Here is a 20,724-nt window from a genome sequence, read left to right on the forward strand (position 1 = left end):
GGCCAGCTCCTATCTGTCCAACACGGCGCGGATGGTTTCCATGGCGGTCACCAAACGTCGCGAGACTTCCTTGTTGGCATCTTCCAGCCGTTCGGCGCGCGCTTCGGAATTATCGAGTTCCTGCGCCAGCCGCGAGCGGTCGGCATTCATCCGCTGCACCTCGGCCTCGGCTTCGGAGTAGTCGCGTTCATGCTCGAGCTTGGCCGCGACGGCGTTTTCCAGCCCCTCGATGGCCTTGCCCAGCCTCGCGATGACTTCCTTGAGTGTGGCTTCCCCGGTCATGGCCTTCGTCCTGTGCCCTGCCCATCACCGAATCGTTCACGTTCAGAACGCGTTATCCCTGAAACATTAGGCACCGGGTGAAGGCAACGTCAACAAAGCTCTCGCGACTGTCCCCCGCTAACGCTAATGTAGGTCCGCCGCCGGCATCACAAGACCGGCAAATGTGCACCCGATTTGTTGACTAAAAGCCCGCGCCTGCTATGTGTCGCGCACCCTTTTCAAGGGCTCTCCCAAGCCCCCCAAACCCCCACTTCTGGAGGAACCATGACGTCGCGTGAACAACATGACCGGATGGCCAATGCGATCCGCTTTCTCTCCATGGACGCCGTCGAGAAGGCAAATTCCGGCCATCCAGGCCTGCCCATGGGCTGCGCCGATATCGCCACGGTGCTGTTCACGCGCTTCCTGAAATATGATCCCAAGGCCCCGCACTGGGCCGACCGCGACCGTTTCATCCTGTCGGCCGGCCATGGCTCAATGCTGCTCTATTCGCTGCTGCATCTGACCGGCTACGAAGACATGACCCTCGACCAGATCAAGCACTTCCGTCAGTTGGGCTCGAAGACCGCCGGCCATCCCGAATATGGCCATGCCGCCGGCATAGAGACGACGACGGGCCCGCTCGGCCAGGGTCTCGCCAATTCGGTCGGCTTCGCGCTCGGCGAGCGCATCATGAACGCCGCCTTCGGCAACGATCTCGTCGATCATTACACCTATGTGCTGGCCGGCGACGGCTGCCTGATGGAAGGTGTTTCCCAGGAAGCCATCGCGCTTGCCGGCCATCTCAAGCTCAACAAGCTGATCGTCTTCTGGGACAACAACGACATCTCGATCGACGGCCCGGTCTCGCTGTCCGACAACACCGATCAGGTCGCCCGCTTCCGGGCCTCCGGCTGGAATGCCAGCCACATCGACGGCACCGATCCGGAAGCCATCGCTTATGCCATCGAAGCTGCCCGCCATTCCGACAAGCCGACGATGATCGCCTGCAAGACGACCATCGGCTTCGGCGCGCCAACGAAGGCTGGCACCAACAAGGCGCACGGCTCCCCTCTGGGCGCCGACGAAATCGCCGGCGCGCGCAAGTTCTTCAACTGGGATTCGCCGCCCTTCGAGATTCCAGCCGACATCCTCGACGCCTGGCGCACCGCCGGCAAGGCCGGCGTCAAGGCGCGTACAGACTGGGAAGGCCGCCTGGCCAAGGCCGATGCCAAGCTGAAGGCCGAGTTCGAGCGCCGCATCAGCGGCAAGCTGCCGTCCAATTTCGACGCCGTCATCGCTGATTACAAGAAGAAGCTGTCGGCCGACAAGCCGAAGGTCGCCACCCGCAAGTCTTCCGAGATGGCGCTGGAAGTCATCAACGGCGCCGTGCCCGAGACCATCGGCGGCTCCGCCGACCTGACCGGCTCCAACAACACCAAGACCAGCCAGACCAAGACCATCACGTCGGACGACTATGGCCAGCGCTATGTCCACTACGGCATCCGCGAGCATGGCATGGCGGCTGCGATCAACGGCCTGACTCTGCATGGCGGCCTCATCGCCTATGGCGGCACCTTCATGTGCTTCTCCGACTATGCCCGGCCGTCGATGCGGCTGGCCTCACTGATGGGCATCCGCTCCATCTTCGTCATGACCCATGATTCCATCGGTCTGGGCGAAGACGGCCCGACCCACCAGCCGGTCGAGCATCTGGCCGCATTGCGCGCCATTCCCAACCACAATGTCTTCCGCCCGGCCGACGCGGTCGAAACCGCTGAATGCTGGCAGATCGCCCTCGAGTCGGAAAAGACGCCGTCGACGCTGGCGCTGACACGCCAGAACCTGCCGACGGTACGCAACGAATTCGTTGCTGAGAATCTCAGCAGCCAGGGCGCCTACGAGCTGGCAGCCGCCAGCGGCGAAGCGGCGGTGACGATCTTCGCCACCGGCTCCGAGGTCGAGATCGCGCTCGGCGCCCGCGACCTGCTGGAAAAGCACGGCCATCCCACCCGCGTCGTCTCGGTGCCCTGCTTCGAACTGTTCGACCAGCAGAGCGACGACTACCGCAAGAAAACGATCGGCAACGCGCCAATCAAGATGGCGATCGAAGCCGGCATCCGCCAGGGCTGGGATCATCTGATCGGCTCCGACGGCATCTTCGTCGGCATGACCGGCTTTGGCGCCTCAGGCACCATTGAGCAGCTCTATCCGCATTTCGGCATCACCGCCGAAGCCGCGGTCAAGGCGGCGGAAACCCGCCTGCATGCCAAGTAGGTTCAAGGTTCGGCGAAATCGCGTAAGGCGGCCTCGCCGGGCTGGACCAACTTAATCGATTTAAATCCACGTCGCTGCGGCTGGATTCTTTCCGCTTCCGCCGCTATGAAACTGCGGACCCATCGTCTGCCCTCCAACTCCCAGGGAGAGAATAATGACCGTCAGAGTTGCCATCAACGGATTCGGCCGCATCGGCCGCAACATCCTGCGCGCCATCCATGAATCCGGCCGCAAGGATATCGACGTCGTCGCCGTCAACGACCTCGGCCCGGTCGAGACCAACGCGCATCTCTTGCGCTACGACAGCGTGCATGGCCGCTTCCCGCATGAAGTCTCGGTTTCCGGCGACCAGATCACCGTCGGCAAGGAGACGTTCAAGGTCACCGCGATCAAGGATCCGACGCAGCTGCCGTGGAAGGAACTGGGCATCGACATCGCGCTCGAATGCACCGGCATCTTCACCGCCCGCGACAAGGCAGCCGCACACCTGACCGCCGGCGCCAAGCGCGTCATCGTTTCGGCCCCGGCCGAAGGCGCCGACCTTACCGTTGTCTACGGCATCAACCACGACCAGCTGACCAAGGACCACATCGTCATCTCGAATGCGTCCTGCACCACCAACTGCCTGGCGCCGCTGGCAGCCGTGCTGCATGAGGCGGTCGGCATCGAAAAGGGCATGATGACGACGATCCATTCCTACACCGGCGACCAGCCGACGCTGGACACCATGCACAAGGATCTCTACCGCGCCCGCGCCGCTGCCCTGTCGCAGATCCCGACCTCGACCGGTGCCGCCAAGGCGATCGGACTGGTGCTGCCCGACCTCAAGGGCAAGCTCGACGGCATCTCGATCCGCGTGCCGACCCCGAACGTCTCGGTCGTCGATTTCAAGTTCATCGCCAAGCGGTCGACCACGGTGCAGGAGATCAACGAAGCGGTGATCGCCGCCTCCAACGGCAAGCTCAAGGGCATTCTCGGCGTCACCCATCACCCGAACGTGTCGATCGACTTCAACCACGATCCGCGCTCCTCGATCATGGCGCTCGACCAGACCAAGGTGATGGACGGCAACTTCGTGTCTGTGCTGTCCTGGTACGACAATGAATGGGGTTTCTCCAACCGCATGGGCGACACATCGGTCGCCTTCGGCAAGACCATCGCCTGATCACAAAACTCTCTTTTCGAGACTTGGAACGCCCGGCTTTGCCCGGGCGTTTTTCATGAGGGCGGCTTGCGCCTTTCCAAATTGTGTCCTGGACGCCAAAACATCCAAAAATCAGCGGCATAGGCCAAAAAGCCACCCTGCCGCCTTGCACTGGTCACGTCTTCGCCCCACTCTCTCGCAAAGCAGGAGACAGACGAATTTGAGGGGCTGATTTCAGGATGGAGCATGCGATCTATCTCGTCACGCTGGTCGGCACAGCGCTTGTCGTCGCCGCCGCGTTTTCGAGCCTGATCGCCTTCCGCTTCGGCGCCCCTCTTCTGCTCCTGTTTCTCTGCATTGGCCTCGCCACCGGCACCGACGGACTCGGTATCCAGTTCGACAACGCCCGCATCGCTTATTTTGCCGGCTCACTGGCGCTGGCCGTCATCCTGTTCGATTCCGGTTTCGGCACGCCGCTCAACGCCTTGCGGCAGGCTGCAGGCCCGGCGTTGTCGCTGGCGACCTTCGGCGTAATTCTGACCACCGGCCTGTTCGGCGCCGCCGCCCATTATCTGCTCGATCTCACCTGGCTGGAATCCTTCCTGCTCGGGGCTGCCGTCGCCTCCACAGATGCGGCGGCCGTGTTCTTCCTGTTGCGAGCCGGCGAGATCAATCTGCGCGAACGCGTGCGCTCGACGCTGGAGGTGGAATCCGGCACCAACGACCCGATCGCCATCTTCCTGACCATCACGCTGGTAGAGATCATCGCCGCCCACGCCAACCCCGAGACCAATGTTCTGGTCACCAGCCTGTTCCTCGGCTTCCTCCTCAATATGGGCCTCGGTGCAATCGTAGGCGTGCTGGGCGGTCTCGCCATCGTGCGCCTCGTCGACCGGCTCAATCTCGACCACGGCCTGCTGCCGATCTTCGTGCTGACCTTGTCGCTGATGGTGTTTGCAGCAGCCGGCGCCATTGGCGGCTCAGGCTTCCTGGCGGTGTATATCGCCGGCCTTATCGCCGGCAATTCCGACATCCGAGCCGTCACCATCCTCAAGCGTTTCCAGGACGGCATGTCGTGGCTGGCGCAGATCATCATGTTCCTCATCCTCGGCCTGTTCGCGACGCCGTCGCAGTTTCCGGCGATCATGGTGCCGGCGGTGCTGCTCGGCCTATTCCTGATGTTCGTGGCGCGGCCAGTCGCCGTCTGGCTCTGCCTGATCCCGTTCCGTCTGCCGCGCCCCGAAGTCGCCTTCATCTCGTGGGTCGGCCTGCGCGGCGCGGTGTCGATCCTGCTCGCCATCACCCCGCTGCTCGGCGGGCTGGAAAACGGCCGTGTCATCTTCAACAGCGCCTTCATCATCGTGCTCGTGTCGCTGGTCATCCAGGGCTGGACGGTCGGACCGCTGGCGCGCCGCCTCGGCCTGATCGTGCCGGCACGGCTCGGACCGCTGGACAAGGTCGAGCTGGAACTGCCGGGCTCGGCCCATCACGAGCTTCTCGCCTATCGGGTCGCACACGGCAGCCCGGTGGCGCGCGGCGAGCGCATCCCGCGCTGGGCACGGCCCTCGCTGGTGCTGCGCGACGGCCGCTCGATGCGCTTCCAGGACATGGGCCGGCTCGCCGCCGGCGACCAGGTCTATATTTTCGTGCCGGACCGCTATCCGCGCCTGCTCGACAAGCTGTTCGCCAGCCGTGCCGTGGTCGATCCCGAGGATGCCGATTTCTTCGGTGCGTTCGCGGTCGACCCCGCGCGCTCAGCCGCCGAACTGGAAGCGGCCTATACGCCGGGCCTGACCGAAGCGGAGCAAAAGCTCACCGTTGGCGCGCTGGTCACGGCGCGGCTCGGCGGCCATGCCGAATATGCCGACCGCGTCCTGCTCGGCCCGATAGAACTGATCGTCCGCGACGTCGACGACAAGGGCAAGATCATAGGCCTCGGTCTGTCTTTCGAGCCGACCGCGCCGGTGGCGCGGGTGCCGGTCTTCCTCAGCGCCGGCGAAATCGGCGATCGGCTTTCCGCCTTCATCCGCAACTGGCGCAAGCCGACCGAGACGCAGGAGGCCGAGGCGCGGACGGACGAAAAACCGGCCCCGGAGCCAGCGCCGGAAAAGGCAGCAACCGAAAGCTGACAAACCGCTATTGAGCGCTGCCATTCATCCGCCCCGCCGGCGCAAGATCGTACCCACTTCAAAATTTCGGTTCGAGCGCGCCCTAAGCCTTGCATCGTCACCGATGCGGGGTATGGTCCCCCGGTTTTTCGCGAAAGGAACCCGCATGGCCGCCTTCAAGACACTCGACGATATCGGCAACATCAGCGGCAAGCGCGTGCTGGTGCGCGTCGACCTCAACGTGCCTGTCGCCGACGGCAAGGTCACCGATGCCACCCGCATCGAACGCATCGCACCGACTATCGCCGAGCTATCGGCCAAGGGCGCCAAGGTCATCCTGCTCGCCCATTTTGGCCGCCCCAAGAATGGCCCCTCGCCCGAATTCTCGCTGGAGCCTATCGCCAGGGCGACAGCCGACGTGCTCGGCCGTCCCGTCGGTTTCGCCTCGGATTGCGTCGGCGACACGGCCGGAAGCGCTGTCGCCGCCATGAACAAGGGCGACGTGCTGCTGCTCGAAAACACCCGCTTCTACAAGGCCGAGGAGAAGAACGAGCCGGCCTTCACGGAAAAACTCGCCGCCAATGGCGATATCTTCGTCAACGACGCCTTCTCGGCCGCGCACCGCGCGCATTCTTCGACGGAGGGGCTGGCGCATCTGTTGCCGGCTTTTGCCGGCCGCACCATGCAAGCCGAGCTTGAGGCGCTGGAGAAGGGCTTGGGAAAACCGGTTCGTCCGGTCGTCGCCATTGTCGGCGGCGCCAAGGTCTCGACCAAGATCGATCTGTTGATGAACCTGGTGAAGAAGGTTGATGCCCTCGTCATCGGTGGCGGGATGGCCAACACCTTTCTTGCCGCGCGTGGCACCAATGTCGGCAAATCGCTGTGCGAGCATGATCTCGCCGCGACCGCCAAGCAGATCATGATCGAGGCGGCCGAGGCCGGCTGCGCCATCATCCTGCCGGTCGACGGCGTCGTCGCCAGGGAGTTCAAGGCGGGCGCGGCCTGCGAGACCGTCGCTATATCGGATGTGCCGGCCGACGGCATGATCCTCGATGTCGGCGCCAAAACCGTGACGGCCATCGGCGAATGGATCGACCGCGCCGCGACACTGGTCTGGAACGGCCCGCTCGGCGCCTTCGAGATCGCGCCCTTCGATCATGCGACGGTGGCAGCTGCCAAGCACGCGGCGTCGCGCACCAAGGCCGGCAAGCTGGTCTCGGTCGCCGGCGGTGGCGATACGGTGGCGGCGCTCAACCATGCCGGCGTCGCCGACGACTTCACCTATGTCTCGACCGCCGGCGGCGCTTTCCTGGAATGGATGGAAGGCAAGCCGCTGCCCGGCGTCGACGTCTTGAAGCGCTGAGGCTCCGAGGCGATCAACACTCGGAGAGCGAACAAGGCCGCCCGAGGCTTTCAATCGATTCGAGCTTTCCGATGCCATTCCTTTGGCGGTAGACTTCCGTTAAGCGCGGAACAACCGTTTCAGGAGAAGCCACAATGAGCGAACGTCTCGAAGACATTGCCGCTGCGATCGTCGCCGATGGCAAGGGCCTGCTGGCCGCCGACGAAAGTTCGGGCACCATCAAGAAGCGCTTCGACGTCATTGGCGTCGAATCGACAGCCGACAGCCGCCGCGATTACCGCGAGATGATGTTCCGCACCAGGGAGGCAATGACCCGCTACATCTCCGGCGTCATCCTCTATGACGAGACGATCCGCCAGAAGGCCGCCGACGGCACGCCGCTGGTCGACATCATCAAGGCGGCCGGCGCCATCCCCGGCATCAAGGTCGATGCAGGCGCCAAGCCGCTGGCCAGGTTTCCCGGCGACACCATCACCGAAGGCCTCGATGGCCTGCGCGAGCGCCTTGCCGACTACTACAAGCTCGGTGCCCGCTTCGCCAAATGGCGCGCGGTGATCGACATCGATGTCGCCAAAGGCGTGCCTTCGGGGACCTCGATCGGCTCCAACGCCCATGCGCTCGCCCGCTATGCCGCTCTTTGCCAGGAAGCCGGCATCGTGCCGATCGTCGAACCGGAGGTGCTGATGGATGGCGCCCACGACATCGACACATGCTACGAGATCAGCAAGGTGATTTTGCTCAAGCTCTATAGCGAACTCTACGCGGCGCGCGTCGTGCTGGAAGGTACTATCCTGAAACCGAACATGGTGCTGGCCGGCAGGAAATCAGGCAAGGTGAGTGGCCCTGAAGAAGTCGCGGAAAAGACTATAAAGCTGTTCCGCGAAACCGTACCGGCAGCCGTGCCGGGCATCGCCTTCCTGTCCGGCGGCCAGGAGGACGAGGAAGCGACCGCCAACCTCAACGCCATCAACGCCATCGGGCCGCACCCGTGGAAGCTGACCTTCTCCTATGGTCGCGCGCTGCAGGCCGCGCCACAGAAAGCCTGGAGCGGCAAGGCCTCGAACGTCGCCGCCGGTCAGGCTGCCTTCACCCATCGCGCCCACATGAACCATCTGGCAGCGCTCGGAAAATGGAAGGCGAGCCTGGAACAGGCCGCCTGACCACAGTCCTTTCTTCCTCCTTCGAACCCGGGCCGATGCGCCCGGGTTTTTTGTTTGTGACTTGCCGGGCTTGGGGCGGAGCCTCTCCGTCCTTATTTCCTCTCGGGCGATGTCGGGTTGTGCTCATCCCGAACGTCCTTGGAATGACACTTCAGGGAGAGGTTCATGCATCGCAACAAGGTCGTTTCGCGCGAAGACCGGTTCCAGGCGCACAAGGCGCATCTGGCGCGCGAGAAGGAACTGACGCGGCTCCGCGAGCGGATCGCGGCTGAGCGGCGTGAATTGCCCTGGCTGAAGATCCGGAAGGACGATGTCTTCGAGACCGGGCAAGGGCCGAAGAGACTGGCCGACCTGCTTGCCGGCAACAGCCAGCTGATCGTCTATCACTTCATGTTCGGGCCGGGCTGCGTCAATCATTGCGAGGGCTGCTCATTCCTTGCCGACCATATCGACGGCGCCAATCAGCATCTGCGGCATCACGACGTGTCGCTGGTCGTGGTTTCGCGCGCCCCACTGGCGGAACTTCTGCCTTACAAGCAGCGCATGGGCTGGAAGTTCGACTGGGTGTCGTCCTATGCCTCGGATTTCAACTTCGACATGCAGGTCTCCTTCACCGACAAGCAGATCGCCGCCGGCGACACCACCTACAATTTCGAGACCCGTCCACGGACATCGAAGGAGCTTCCCGGCACCAGCGTTTTCTACCGGGACGAGACCGGCGACATCTTGCTCACCTTCATGTCGCGCGCCCGCGGCGGCGAGGCGCAGATCGGCGCCTACGACTATCTCGACATGACGCCGAAGGGCCGCAACGAGAACGGCCCCTATCACGGACTGATGGATTGGGTGCGGCTGCACGATGAATATCATCAGGGCAAGCAAGCGGGGCAGGCGAGTTGCTGCGATTGAAGAGCGTTCCCGTCGACCAAAACATGCGCTAAGGCTGCCGCTGATCGTTTAACGGTACTGCTATGCGCTTCCCGGCCTTACTCACCTGGCTCGCCTTCCCGGTCTATATTTGGCAAGGCCTCGGCGTGCGACGCCGCACCACGCGCATGCTGCCGGCGCAAGGGCCGGTCATGCACGAAATACCAGGCAAGGCGCCTGATATCTCGCTTCTGGTGCTGGGCGATTCCTCCGCCGCGTCGGTCGGCATCGGCAATTCGGAAGACGGGCTTGCCGCGCAACTCGCCGTGCTGATTTCACAGAGTACAGGCCGCGCCGTGCGCTGGCGCGCTGCCGGCTTCAATTCGGCAACGTCTGGCCAGATCCGTGACCATGTCCTGCCCAATCTGTCGGCCGATCCATGGACGCATATCGTGCTGGCCATCGGCACCAACGACACCAAGAATTTTCACTCCGTGCCGCGCTTCAAGAAGGAGTTCGGCGGCCTGCTCTACGCGATGCGTGCCAAGTGGCCGGAAGCACGCGTGGTGTGGTCGCCGGTGCTGGAGTTCACGCGGGCGCCGGCCATGCCGCCGCTGCTCGGAAAAATTCTTGAGATTCGCGCCACCGACATGAACCGGATGGGCGAACGCCTTTGCCTGGAGCGCGGCGCGGTGCCGGCGCCGCGCCTGCCGATCACCAATCCGGAAGCCGGCTTTGCCTCGGACGGCTTTCACGCCTCGGAAGCAGGCTACCGGGCTTGGGCCGAGCATCTGGTTGGCCCGGTGCTTGGCAATTGGGCACCGACGACAAGTGCCGTCCTACGTCAAATGCCCGAGCACGGCCGCCAGTGAAATCGCGGCCATGGCGAGCAGTGCCAGCTTCCAGAAATCGCCGCGTCGCTTGAGGCCTGGCCAGCCGAGCGGCTTGATCAGTTGAATGACCATGAAACCGACGATGACAAGGGCGAGGAATTTCGTCATGCCGCCTTTGACCAGCAACGCGCCCGGCTGTCAAAGCACGTCGTTCATTGCCTGAGAAAGAACGACGCCGCGATCCTAGGTCGGAACGCGGCGCCCGTCTGCGACTGGGAAAACGATCTACTTCAGCGGCTTGAGGCCAGCCTCGATCGAAGCCCGCTTCGGTTCGAGGAATGGCGGCAAGGCGAGGCTTTCCCCCAGTGTTTCCAGCGGCTCGTCGGCGGTGAACCCCGGCCCGTCGGTTGCGATCTCGAACAGGATGCCATTCGGCTCGCGGAAGTAGAGCGAACGGAAATAATAGCGCTCGACCTCGCCGCTCGACGGCAGCCGGAACTCGGCCAGCCGCGCCGTCCATTGATGCAGCGTCTCCTGGTCCGGCGCCCTGAAGGCGACATGGTGAACCGCACCCGCGCCTTGCCGCGCCGGCGCCAGTCCCGGCTGCACCAGGACATGCAACTCCGCCGCCGGCCCGCCCTCTCCCATTTCGAAGACGTGAACCTGCCCCTCCGGCGAGACATAGTCGCGCGCCTTGCGCATGTTCATCACTTTGGTCACCACCGCTTCGGTGTTGGTGATGTCGGGAACGCTGATGACGATCGGCCCGAGCCCGCGTATCTGGTGCTCGACCGGTACCGGGCTTTGCGCCCAGGGATGGCTGCCGCCCTTGCCGCCATCGCGGACCAGGCGCAGACGCTGGCCCTCGGGATCTTCGAAGTCCAACGACGCATAACCGCCGATGTCGGCGACCTCTCCTGTTGCCAGGCCTTCATCGGTCAAGTGTTGCTTCCACCAGGCAAGGCTCTCCCGGCTGCCGACCCTGAGGCTGGTCCGCACGATGCTGTGCGTGCCGCGCCGCTCGCGGCCGACCGGCCAGTCGAAGAAGGTAAGGTCGGTGCCCGGCGTCGCTTCGCCGTCGGCATAGAAGAGGTGGTAGGCCGAGGTGTCGTCCTGGTTTACGGTCTTCTTGACCAGCCGCAGACCCAGCACCTTGGTGTAGAAATGAAGATTGCCAGGCGCATTGGCGGTGATGGCGGTCAGATGGTGGATACCTGTCAGTTGCAAGCTCATCGTCGTCTCCCTGCTGTTGGGGAAGAATTTTCTCCCTTCATATCAGACCTGCGGTCACCTCGCTGAAGGCCTCGTATTCCGACAGTCCGTCGCCGGACGCTGAACAGCGGCGCCGAAAACAACGTCGTCGCCATGAACAATCGGACGTCGCAAACCTGCCTTGAGGCACCGCTCGATGCGGCGAGAAGCGATGCCTTGCCTGCGGCGCGCGCACCGGCCGCAACTATTGTCTCGCGCCCTGACATCCTCCTGACAGACTGCTGTCAGGAGGGGTATGCGATAGTGCCTCTACACAGAGAGAGGAGACTTAGCCATGAACGGTTACACCATTCTGCGCGGCATGCAGCACTATGTCGGCAAGATCCGGACGATGCGCAACGAGATCCGCACCCAGCGGTTCATGAACTCGCTGCCGGCGGACATTCGCAAGGATATCGGCTGGCCCGACATGTACGCCGACCGTGGCTCTCGCGGCAATTGAAGCCAATTTTTCGACCCGGCGATTGGATGTGGGCGCGTCAACGCCCAGATAACAAGCAGGGTAACAGGTCGACACGCGGAGCGCGCTTATGCCCGAACAAAAGACAATCGGTTTCCTTTTCATCGAAGGCTTCGCTGACTGGGAGTATGGGCTGCTGGCGGCCTCGGCGGTCGAATGGTTCGGCGCCCGTGCCGTGTCGCTGACGCCTGATGGCAAGCAGGTGACGGGCATTAGCGGCTTTCGGCTGATCCCCGATCGCGCAACAGGCGCCGGCGAGAATGCCGATCTCTATGCCATTGCCGTCATTGGTTCCGACCGGTGGACGGGCAAGGCACCGCCTGATGTAGGCGACCTGCTTGCCGCCATTGCATCGCGCGGCGGCGTGGTCGGCGGCATCTGCGCCGGCACGCTGGCGCTGGCCCGAGCCGGCCTTTTCGAGAAGGCCAGGCATACCAGCAATGGCCGCGAGTGGATCAAGGGTCATGAAGCCGGTTATGCCGGTGCCGAGAACTACGAGGATGTGCCGCATGCCGTAGCCGACGGCAACATCGTTTCCGCACCGGGCTCGGCACCAGGCACCTTCGCACTCGCCTTTCTGAAGGCGCTCTACCCCGAAAGAGGCAGCGATCTCGCACAGATGCGGACGCTGTTCGCCAAGGAGTACGCTGAAGCCTCCTGACAGTATGCTGTCAGGAGGGGCGTGCAATGGTGCCAGCTTCGGACACTGCGCATTGGCGTTAAAGGACGATCGATGAAGAGTTGGAACGACAGACTGAGCACACCAGGCATCAACGGCGTGAGGCCGACGCCGCGCACGATGGCCGATGTCGTCGAAGGCCAGCCTATGCTGGTGCCGACGGCGCGCCAGGTCGATGATTTCATCCGCTCGATTCCCGAAGGCGTCGAGATGGATATGCGTGCGCTGCGTACAGCACTTGCCATAGAGCATGGCGCCGAAGTGACATGCCCGGTCACCATAGGCTATCATCTGCGCACTGTTGCCGAAGCCGCCAACGAGGACCTCCAGCGCGGTATGACGCTGAGTGGCGTGGCACCATTCTGGCGCGTGCTCGATGCGAAAACACCGACGACGAAGAAACTGTCCTTCGGCGCGGAGTTCGTCGCCGCGCAGCGCAAGCGCGAAGGGCTGAAGCCATGATACATGCCGCCCAAAAGTGTTCTGCGGTTTTGGGATAGCGGCATGCGCGAAAACACGATGCATGCCACCCAGAGGTGGACCGGTTTCGGGCGACATGCATAGAGACAACGCCGAGGGACCATACGATGCGCCGCGCCGACAGGCTCTTCCAGATCGTGCAGCATCTGCGCGGTGGCCGACTGGTCACTGCCCAGAAGCTCGGCACGTGGCTCGAAGTTTCCGAGCGAACCATCTATCGCGACATTGCCGATTTGCAGTCGACCGGAGTGCCGATCGACGGCGAGGCCGGCGTTGGCTATATGATGAGGGAGGGTTTCGACCTTCCGCCGCTGATGTTCACGCGTGACGAGATCGTCGCGCTGGTCGCCGGCGCCCGCATGGTGCGCGCCTTTGGCGGTGCCGCCATGGCGAGGGCCGCCGACGAGGCGCTGGTCAAGATCGGCGCCGTATTGCCCGATGCCGAGAAAGACCGCATCGCCCGCACTGAGATCCACACACCGATGTGGGTGGTCAGCGACGCTGCTCGCGAGGCGATTGACCTGATCGAGCGCGCGGTCGAAAAACGGCAGGTGCTGACCATCGACTATTCCGACGAGGCCGGCCGCGGCACCGCCCGCGATATCCGCCCGCTCGGCCTGTGGTTTTGGGGCAAGGTGTGGACGCTGGTCGCCTGGTGCGAGATGCGCGACGATTTTCGCGCCTTCCGCATCGATCGCATCGCCTCCGTGGTCATCGCTGGCCGCATCTTCAAGCCCGAGCGCGGCAAGCAGCTTGCCGACTTCTACCGCGCGGTGGAGCGCAGCGAAGATTATGGCATGGCGCCGGATCGCGCGGCGCGCAGCTGAGTTGTTGACCCAATAAAAAGCCCGCTCGAAGCGGGCTTTTATTAGAATGTCAGACAACCTCACTCGTCGTCGTCATTGTCCGTGTTCTTCGACTTCAAGGCCGAAAGCTTGGCGAACACGGCGTTGGCGTCGAGTTCGGCATCCTCGTCCTTGGGCTTCTCGGGAGCCGGCACCAGCCGCTCGGTCAAGGCCGCCGGCAGCAGCGTGTCGCCGACCGGCTGCGCCTGTTCGCGGCCGCGCGAGGCGCGATTGACTTCCATGTCGAGGTCGATCTGCGAGGCGAGGCCCAACGTGACAGGATCCATCGGCTGCAGATTGGCCGAATTCCAGTGCTTGCGCTCACGGATCTGTTCGATCGTCGACTTGGTGGTGCCGACGAGGCGCGAGATCTGCGCGTCCTTGAGCTCGGGATGGTTGCGCACCAGCCACAGAATCGCGTTCGGCCGGTCCTGGCGCTTCGACAGCGGCGTGTAGCGCGGCCCCTTGCGCTTGGATTCGGGCACCCGGACCTTGGGGTCCGAAAGCTTCAGGCGCTGGTTCGGGTCCTTCTCGGCACGGGCGATCTCGTCGCGGGTCAGCTGTCCGGTCATGATCGGGTCCATGCCCTTGATGCCTTGCGCCGATTCACCGTCGGCGATTGCCTTGACCTCGAGCGGGTGCAGCCCGCAGAACTGCGCGATCTGCTCGAAGGAAAGTGCGGTATTGTCGACCAGCCAGACAGCGGTCGCCTTGGGCATCAGCAGCGTATTGGCCATTTTACAAATCCTTCTCGTTCGCCCGCGTTCCCGCGCGGGCGGTGGTTTAGAGCCACCAAAATGGGAAATTCGCGGTCTGTATAACCGCTCTCGGGTCGTTTCGCAACGTTTTTGGAGCCAAGACCGCACCGCGTGCGCTGCGCGCTCCCAAGACCGTCAGATCGCCCGGAGCGCGGCCGTCCCTTGTTCGACGGATGGCGCAAAAAATCGCGCGTCGGCTTTCCGGCCTGTCGGTATCGGCCCGACAGCTCCACCTTACCCGAGGTCGAATGCCTCGAAACGGTAGCGGCCCAGTTGTCATCCAGGTTCAGTAGAACGGCGAATATGGCTCCAGCCCCGCTCGCGTGAAGATGGAAATGGGGTGATCAATTCGCGCGACAACGCCGGCCCCCAAGTTGATGCCCGTTCCGTCGCAAACACTAAAGATTTTCGACCGCGTTCCGATCAGCACATGGACCGGTTTTCCTGCCTGGACGGGGTATGTACTGTTGTGAATGAAAAGGACCCCGCTCGCTTGTAGCGTGTCGTGCGCATTGCCGTTGCTGCTCGAAATTTCGACGTAGTCGCGACCTGCGAATGAATTGTTCGTCCAGATGCCGACAACCCCTTCCACCGAGAGCCAACCATTCGCCCAGCCGTCCGCATCGCGCGGATGGTATTGTCTGAACAGGCGATAGGTTACGCGGTCCGATAGCCAGAAAACCGTTACGTAGCCGTCCATGTCCGGCACATAGGTGAACCAGATGCCGGTCTCGCTCGTGGCGCGCAGGCCATCAGAATCGTATGGGTCCAGATTGTTGGCACTGACGAAATCCATTGAGAGCGGTACCGGATCGGTCACGGCATGATCGTAGAGTTGGGTGAGCGTCCACCGTCCATTGTAGTTGAACCACTTGTCGAAGTAGGTTTCTCGATCGACCCCGCAGAGGCGCGGCTGGCGGCCTCCCTTGCGCAAGGGCGGCCGTTGAAGGTCAACCTCAGATTGCTGTCGAGCGCATGCGGTTGATGGCCCCAAAAAGACAAAACCCGCCGGACGGGGTCCAGCGGGCTCGGAACCGGCGACGGCAAAACCGTCAGCTCCGGCTCTTGCTTCTACGGCAAGGTCCGCTCCTTAGAGCAATTCCGGGAAAAGCGTGAAACGGTTTTCCGTCCGGAGTCGCATCGGCAGGAGCTAGAGCGGTTCAGCGTTTCCGTGAAACGGTGAGCCACCCTACAGCGAACCATGCTCGAATTCAGATGGCCCTGCGGGCGATCTTTTCGATGTCGGCGCGGTTGATGCCGAGATCGCTGAGTTGACGTGCGTTGAGACGGTTCAGTTCGCGGACGGTCTCGGTGTACATACGCCAGTTACGGAAAGCGCGGATCGGGTTCATGGTAGTCCTCCAAAATGATGTTCGTTTCGATGGTGCTCAAATAGGCGTCATCGATGAGGACTTGAATGGCTGATTTTGCATAGCAATGATGCAAATGCTGCATTGCAGCATTAAGCTTCTGTTCATCTTGTAGGCAGCCACGGGCGCGGACCTCGCTCGGCCGGCCTGCAGGCCGGCCGAGTATCGATACGGCCTAGCCGACGTCGAGCACGATCTTGCCGATATGTTCGCCGTCTTCCATCCGCTCATGCGCCCGCCATGCTTCGCTGAGCGGGAAGATCATGTCCATGACAGGAGCAACCTTGCGCGTGCCGAGCAACGGCCACACCTGCGCTTCCAGCGCCGCCGCGATCGCCGCCTTGAACTCGACGGTGCGTGGCCTCAGCGTCGACCCGGTGTGGGTAAGCCGCTTGACCATGATCTTCGAAAAATCCGCGCTTGCGACAGCACCGGCCTGCACGGCGATCTGGACGATCCGGCCCTCAACCGCAGCAGCCTCGTAGTTGCGCCCCACATAGTCGCCGCCGACCATGTCGAGGATGACATTGGCGCCCTTGCCCCCCGTCGCCTCCTTGACTGCGGCGACGAAATCCTCCTCGCGATAGTTGATCGCCCGGTCTGCGCCGAGCTTCAGGCAGGCGTCGCATTTCTCCTTGCTGCCCGCGGTGGTGATGACATAGGCGCCAAAGGCCGAGGCAAGCTGGATTGCTGTCGTGCCGATGCCGGACGAGCCGCCATGGACGAGCAGCGTCTCGCCTTTCTTGAGGGCGCCACGCTCGAACACATTGTGCCAGACGGTGAAGTAATTCTCCGGCACTGCCGCGGCTTCGGTATGGGTGAAGCCGGCGGGCAACGGCAGCACGCTGCCGGCATGGACCTTGACATATTCGGCATAGCCGCCGCCGGGCGTCAGTGCACAGACGCGGTCGCCAATGCGCCAGCGTGATATGTCGTCGCCAAGGGCCGCCACTTCACCCGACGCCTCGAGGCCCGGCAGGTCGGATGCGCCGGGTGGTGGCGGATAGGCGCCTTTGCGCTGCTGGACGTCGGGCCGGTTGACGCCGGCGGCATGCACCTTGATCAGGATCTCGCCGGGCCCGGGCTGCGGCACGTCGCGTGTTTCCGGCTTCAGCACCCGAGGGCCACCCGGCTCCGAGATCGCGATGGCCGTCATCCTTGCCGGAATTTTCTGTCCGCTCGCCATGAGATTTCCCGTCTTTCCTCGCCGTTATCCGATCGGCTGTTTGCATCGACGCCCCTGCCCTATGTATGCTGATTGCCAAATCAGGCAAATGGCCAATCTGGTCTTGGCGGAGGAGGAGCGACGATGGCGATCTTCGACGACGAACCCAAGAAGAAGGCGCGCCCGCACGAGATCGGGCAGGACCTGTCACTGCTTTCCGTCAGCGACTTGACCGAGCGGATCGGCATCCTGCGCGACGAAATCGCCCGCCTGGAAGCCGAACTCAAGGCCAAGGACACCACCAAATCCGCGGCCGAAGCACTGTTCCGCCGCGGATAGCCGCGCGGGCGCAAAGCCCGCCGCCGAAAAGCCCGAATGCGACTGTCTTCAGACCCAGCGTCCCCGCCAAACCTGAGCCGGATCAAACAATGTTCGCAACCTACAGACCGATCCTCTCGCTGCTTCGCGGCACCGCTTTCCTGCTGGCGGCATCTGGATTGCATGGGCTGCTCTTGCCCCTGCGCGGTCAACTGGAAGGTTTCTCGACCGCATCGCTCGGCCTGATGGGCACGGCGTGGGCCGGCGGCTTCGTCACTGGCTGCTTCTTCGCACCGCGCATCGTGCGCCGCGCAGGCCACGTGCGCGCATTTGGCGCCTTTGCCGCATCCGGCGCCATCGTGGCGCTGCTCACCGGGTTGATCATCGACGAATATGTCTGGATCCTGCTGCGCGCCTTCACAGGCTTCACCATGGCCGGTGCCTTCATGGTCATCGAAAGCTGGCTGAACGAGAAGGCCACCAACGAGAACCGCGGGACCGTCTTCGGCCTCTACATGATGGTCACTTATGCCTCGATCATGGGCGGGCAGATGATCGTCGCCGGCGGCGACGTGAAATCGGCGTCGCTGTTCATGATCACCGGCATCCTGTTTTGCCTGTCGCTCATTCCGACCGCGGTCTCGAGCGCCTCCCACCCCAAGCCGCTGCAGGATGTCTCGCTCGACGTCAAAGGCCTTTATGCCAATTCGCCGGTTTCGGCGGTCGCCTGCGTGTTGATCGGCATCGCCAACGGGGCCTGGGGCACGCTTGGCGCGGTCTACGGCGCCCGTATCGGCATCTCCACGGCCGAGATCGCCCTGATGATGAGCCTTGTGGTCGTTGCCGGTGCCGCCATGCAGCTTCCCGCCGGGCGCATGTCCGACAAGACCGACCGGCGTTTCGTGCTGGCGGGCGCTGCTTTCGGCGCGGCCTTGTTCGCGCTCCTGATCTTCCTGTTCGAGCCACGCTCCGGCGTCTTCGTCATCGTCTTCACCGCAGCCTATGGCGCCTTCGCCTACACGCTCTATTCGATCGCCGTGGCGCATGCCAACGACCACGCGCGCTCGGAGGATTTCGTCAAGGTGTCGGGCGGCCTGCTGCTGCTCTACGGCTTCGGCACGATGATCGGACCCTTGCTGGCCGCCGCCCTGATGGGCTGGATGCGCCCGGAAGGCCTGTTCCTGGCGACCGCCTTCGCGCATCTTTGCCTGGCGGGCTATACGCTGCTGCGCATCAGCCGCCGCGCTCCGGTGCCGATCGGCGATCGTGACGCCTTCAAGACGCAGCCGGCCGACCGTTCGGTGACACCGGAAGCATTGCGGCTTGATCCCAGAAGAAAAGCAGAAGCAGACGGTTGAGATTCGAAAGGCTTTGCCGCACTAATACAGGCATGATGTTTTCCGACGCCTTCATGGCGATTGCCGATCCCAACCGGCGCCATCTTCTGGAAGAACTTCGCCGCGGCCCGAAAACCGTCACCGAACTGGCCGCCGGCTTGCCGGTGTCGCGCCCAGCCGTTTCGCAGCATCTGAAAGTGCTGCTCGATGCCGGCCTGGTCCACGCCAAGCCGGAAGGAACAAGGCGCGTCTATACGGTGAGCGGCACCGGCTTCCTCAAACTCAACATCTGGCTCGATCAGTTCTGGGAAGCCTGAGCTTCTCAGTGTCATTGCCAGCGGCTCGGTCAGTTGACCGACCGTATCGGCGAGCGTCTGGGGCGAGATCGTGCAGCATCCCGATCAGCCATTATTGTAGGGGAAGAACTTGAAGTAGGGCTGCGCCTCCTCGATCACCCGGGCGAAAGCCGGCCGGTGCACCAGCCGGTCGTGATAGCGCTTCACGGCCGGGTATTTGTCGCCGAACGGCTCGACCTTGTTGGCATAGAACAGCGCCGGGGACGCCGCGCAATCGGCCATGGTGAAGGTGTCGCCCATCGCCCAGATCTTCGACTGCATGTCTTGTTCGATGATGGCGTAGGAATTGCGCAACTGGTCGCGGGCCTGCTCGACGCCGAACGGGTCGGTCTTGTCCTGTGGCCGCAACCGGTCGCCGACGATCTTCTGCATCGGCTCCTGCACATAAAAATCATAGAAGCGATCGGCCTGGCGGACGGCCAGCGCCAAGTCGATGTCGGCGGGAACGAGGTCGATCGGCCCCGGATAATGCGCGGCCAGATATTCGACAACGATGGTCGATTCCAGCACCGTGCGGTCGCGCGCATCGTCGCGCAGCGCCGGCATCTTGCCGGCCGGCGAAATCTTCAGGAAGGCCCCGCGCGATTCAGCATCGCCAAGATCGACGATGACTGGCGTGAACGGCGTCACGTTCTCATACAGCGCGATCAACGGCTTCCAGCAGAAAGAGGCCAACGGATGGAAATGAAGCGTCAGGGACATTTTTTGCTTATCTGTTTCGTGGTTCATCGATGGCCGGTGCCGTGCTGCTCATCAAGGGTCAGACACTGCGGCAAGCATGGCCCGTCAAGGCCCGCTTGCCGCTTCAAGCGACATGGGCCTGGGCGACGATGCCTGCGACAATCACCTCCCAGTCGTCCGGGTGCAGCTCGTGGCCGCCGCCTCCGAACCGGAGAATTTTCGCGCCGGTGACCGCCTCGGCCAGCGCCTCGCCATGTTCCACCGGAAAGTTCGGATCAGCCGTGCCATGGATGACCAGCAGCGGCGCCGCGATCTCGTGCAGGCGGCCCTTCCAGGCGTCGCCGCCCTTGAGCATGAAATGGTTGGTCGCGCTCAGGAAGCCGCCGGAGCGGTCGTGATCCTGCTCGACAAAGGCACGCATCCGGGCCTCGTCGAATGGATGTGCGATGCTGGCGATCGCCCGCGCATCCCTGACGGTGAAATCGATCACCTGGCCACGGTCCGACCAATCGACTTTGGCGCCCTCGGCCGAATGCTCGATATAGGCATCGCTCGTCTGCGGAAGGTGCGAAGTGTCGGTTCCCACGGGCGAGCTGCTGATGACGGTCAGCGATGCGACACGGGACGGGTGTTTCAACGCCACAAGCTGCGCGATCATGCCGCCCATCGACATGCCGACGACATTCGCCTTGCCGATGCCGTGGTCGTCGAGAACGCGCATTGCATCGTCGGCCATATCATCGAACATGTAGGGCGGCTCTCCCGGCTTGTATTTGGTCGAACGGCCGGTGTCGCGATTGTCATAGCGGATCACGAACAGGTCGGCACCGGCCAGTTTCCGGCAGAACGCCTCCGGCCACCACAGCATCGAAGCCATCGCTCCCATGATCAGCAACAGCGGCGGGTTCGCCGGATCGCCAAAGGTTTCGGATATGATTTCGGGGCGTTCGGTCGTCGTCACGGTGCGGCCTCCTCTCCTGCAATACCGAT

23 protein-coding genes are annotated in these 20,724 nt (G+C 63.1%); 14 read left to right on the plus strand and 9 right to left on the minus strand.

The window, feature by feature from the left end:
* Positions 1-9: 9 nt before the first annotated feature.
* The gene (locus NKI66_RS00505; protein WP_013529251.1) at positions 10-282 is read right to left on the minus strand and encodes a DUF4164 domain-containing protein; all 273 of its coding nucleotides are present in this window, start codon (positions 280-282) and stop codon (positions 10-12) included.
* Positions 283-546: 264 nt separating this feature from the next.
* On the opposite strand from NKI66_RS00505, the gene tkt reads away from it, so the two are divergent.
* From tkt to NKI66_RS00540, 7 genes are all read left to right on the plus strand, one after another.
* Positions 547-2,538, plus strand: a complete 1,992-nt coding sequence (gene tkt, locus NKI66_RS00510; protein WP_352750521.1) for a transketolase — start codon at positions 547-549, stop codon at positions 2,536-2,538.
* A 154-nt stretch (positions 2,539-2,692) separates the two neighbouring features.
* Entirely contained in the window at positions 2,693-3,703 is a 1,011-nt protein-coding gene (gene gap / locus NKI66_RS00515) for a type I glyceraldehyde-3-phosphate dehydrogenase (RefSeq protein WP_128305873.1), read from the plus strand.
* A gap of 218 nt (positions 3,704-3,921) precedes the next feature.
* Entirely contained in the window at positions 3,922-5,811 is a 1,890-nt protein-coding gene (locus NKI66_RS00520) for a potassium/proton antiporter (protein ID WP_352442026.1), read from the plus strand.
* 145 nt (positions 5,812-5,956) lie between these two features.
* Positions 5,957-7,153: a phosphoglycerate kinase gene (locus NKI66_RS00525; RefSeq protein ID WP_352442025.1), complete on the plus strand. Its 1,197-nt coding sequence runs from the start codon at positions 5,957-5,959 to the stop codon at positions 7,151-7,153.
* A 134-nt stretch (positions 7,154-7,287) separates the two neighbouring features.
* Positions 7,288-8,313: a class I fructose-bisphosphate aldolase gene (locus NKI66_RS00530; protein WP_023810964.1), complete on the plus strand. Its 1,026-nt coding sequence runs from the start codon at positions 7,288-7,290 to the stop codon at positions 8,311-8,313.
* Positions 8,314-8,478: 165 nt separating this feature from the next.
* Complete coding sequence (locus NKI66_RS00535) at positions 8,479-9,222, plus strand: DUF899 domain-containing protein (protein ID WP_023810963.1); 744 nt, start codon at positions 8,479-8,481, stop codon at positions 9,220-9,222.
* Between the two features lie 62 nt (positions 9,223-9,284).
* Positions 9,285-10,052: an SGNH/GDSL hydrolase family protein gene (locus NKI66_RS00540; RefSeq protein WP_023810962.1), complete on the plus strand. Its 768-nt coding sequence runs from the start codon at positions 9,285-9,287 to the stop codon at positions 10,050-10,052.
* On the opposite strand, the gene NKI66_RS00545 is transcribed toward NKI66_RS00540, so the two are convergent.
* Together NKI66_RS00545 and NKI66_RS00550 are read right to left on the minus strand one after the other, a co-directional pair.
* Positions 10,020-10,181 carry a hypothetical protein gene (locus tag NKI66_RS00545; RefSeq protein WP_023810961.1) on the minus strand — a complete coding sequence of 54 codons (162 nt, stop codon included), beginning with the start codon at positions 10,179-10,181 and terminating at the stop codon, positions 10,020-10,022. The two genes, NKI66_RS00540 and NKI66_RS00545, sit on opposite strands and share 33 nt — an antisense overlap.
* A gap of 117 nt (positions 10,182-10,298) precedes the next feature.
* Complete coding sequence (locus NKI66_RS00550; RefSeq protein WP_352442021.1) at positions 10,299-11,246, minus strand: ring-cleaving dioxygenase; 948 nt, start codon at positions 11,244-11,246, stop codon at positions 10,299-10,301.
* 313 nt (positions 11,247-11,559) lie between these two features.
* Here NKI66_RS00550 and NKI66_RS00555 point away from each other — a divergent pair, with 313 nt between their 5' ends.
* The 4 genes from NKI66_RS00555 to NKI66_RS00570 all read left to right on the plus strand — a co-directional run bounded on the left by NKI66_RS00555 (position 11,560) and on the right by NKI66_RS00570 (position 13,731).
* On the plus strand, positions 11,560-11,727 hold the full coding sequence (locus tag NKI66_RS00555; protein ID WP_023810960.1) for a hypothetical protein: 168 nt from the start codon (positions 11,560-11,562) through the stop codon (positions 11,725-11,727).
* An 88-nt stretch (positions 11,728-11,815) separates the two neighbouring features.
* Positions 11,816-12,406 carry a DJ-1/PfpI family protein gene (locus NKI66_RS00560; protein WP_023810959.1) on the plus strand — a complete coding sequence of 197 codons (591 nt, stop codon included), beginning with the start codon at positions 11,816-11,818 and terminating at the stop codon, positions 12,404-12,406.
* 72 nt (positions 12,407-12,478) lie between these two features.
* The gene (locus NKI66_RS00565; RefSeq protein WP_023810958.1) at positions 12,479-12,886 is read left to right on the plus strand and encodes a hypothetical protein; all 408 of its coding nucleotides are present in this window, start codon (positions 12,479-12,481) and stop codon (positions 12,884-12,886) included.
* A gap of 125 nt (positions 12,887-13,011) precedes the next feature.
* Positions 13,012-13,731 (plus strand): helix-turn-helix transcriptional regulator, encoded by a 720-nt coding sequence (locus NKI66_RS00570; protein ID WP_013529238.1) that lies wholly within the window; start codon positions 13,012-13,014, stop codon positions 13,729-13,731.
* A gap of 59 nt (positions 13,732-13,790) precedes the next feature.
* Here NKI66_RS00570 and NKI66_RS00575 read toward each other — a convergent pair whose 3' ends face one another.
* The 4 genes from NKI66_RS00575 to NKI66_RS00590 all read right to left on the minus strand — a co-directional run bounded on the left by NKI66_RS00575 (position 13,791) and on the right by NKI66_RS00590 (position 17,063).
* On the minus strand, positions 13,791-14,486 hold the full coding sequence (locus NKI66_RS00575) for a DUF1013 domain-containing protein (RefSeq protein WP_023810957.1): 696 nt from the start codon (positions 14,484-14,486) through the stop codon (positions 13,791-13,793).
* Between the two features lie 307 nt (positions 14,487-14,793).
* Positions 14,794-15,441 carry a hypothetical protein gene (locus tag NKI66_RS00580; RefSeq protein ID WP_023810956.1) on the minus strand — a complete coding sequence of 216 codons (648 nt, stop codon included), beginning with the start codon at positions 15,439-15,441 and terminating at the stop codon, positions 14,794-14,796.
* A 277-nt stretch (positions 15,442-15,718) separates the two neighbouring features.
* Positions 15,719-15,859: a DUF1127 domain-containing protein gene (locus NKI66_RS00585; RefSeq protein WP_013529236.1), complete on the minus strand. Its 141-nt coding sequence runs from the start codon at positions 15,857-15,859 to the stop codon at positions 15,719-15,721.
* A gap of 193 nt (positions 15,860-16,052) precedes the next feature.
* Entirely contained in the window at positions 16,053-17,063 is a 1,011-nt protein-coding gene (locus NKI66_RS00590; protein WP_032909131.1) for an NAD(P)H-quinone oxidoreductase, read from the minus strand.
* A 123-nt stretch (positions 17,064-17,186) separates the two neighbouring features.
* On the opposite strand from NKI66_RS00590, the gene NKI66_RS00595 reads away from it, so the two are divergent.
* Genes NKI66_RS00595 through NKI66_RS00605 form a run of 3 tightly spaced genes read left to right on the plus strand, consistent with a single transcriptional unit; the run spans position 17,187 to position 19,014 of the window.
* Positions 17,187-17,381, plus strand: a complete 195-nt coding sequence (locus tag NKI66_RS00595) for a DUF1192 domain-containing protein (protein ID WP_023810953.1) — start codon at positions 17,187-17,189, stop codon at positions 17,379-17,381.
* Positions 17,378-18,718, plus strand: a complete 1,341-nt coding sequence (locus NKI66_RS00600; RefSeq protein WP_348629860.1) for an MFS transporter — start codon at positions 17,378-17,380, stop codon at positions 18,716-18,718. The genes NKI66_RS00595 and NKI66_RS00600 overlap by 4 nt, the downstream gene beginning before the upstream one ends.
* A gap of 32 nt (positions 18,719-18,750) precedes the next feature.
* On the plus strand, positions 18,751-19,014 hold the full coding sequence (locus tag NKI66_RS00605) for an ArsR/SmtB family transcription factor (protein ID WP_013529232.1): 264 nt from the start codon (positions 18,751-18,753) through the stop codon (positions 19,012-19,014).
* An 84-nt stretch (positions 19,015-19,098) separates the two neighbouring features.
* On the opposite strand, the gene NKI66_RS00610 is transcribed toward NKI66_RS00605, so the two are convergent.
* Positions 19,099-19,755 (minus strand): glutathione S-transferase family protein, encoded by a 657-nt coding sequence (locus NKI66_RS00610; protein WP_023810951.1) that lies wholly within the window; start codon positions 19,753-19,755, stop codon positions 19,099-19,101.
* Between the two features lie 103 nt (positions 19,756-19,858).
* On the minus strand, positions 19,859-20,695 hold the full coding sequence (locus tag NKI66_RS00615) for an alpha/beta fold hydrolase (protein WP_352750525.1): 837 nt from the start codon (positions 20,693-20,695) through the stop codon (positions 19,859-19,861).
* Between the last annotated feature and the right edge of the window lie 29 nt (positions 20,696-20,724).

Origin of the sequence: Mesorhizobium sp. M0518 (genome assembly GCF_040321125.1) — a bacterium.
GTDB lineage: Bacteria > Pseudomonadota > Alphaproteobacteria > Rhizobiales > Rhizobiaceae > Mesorhizobium.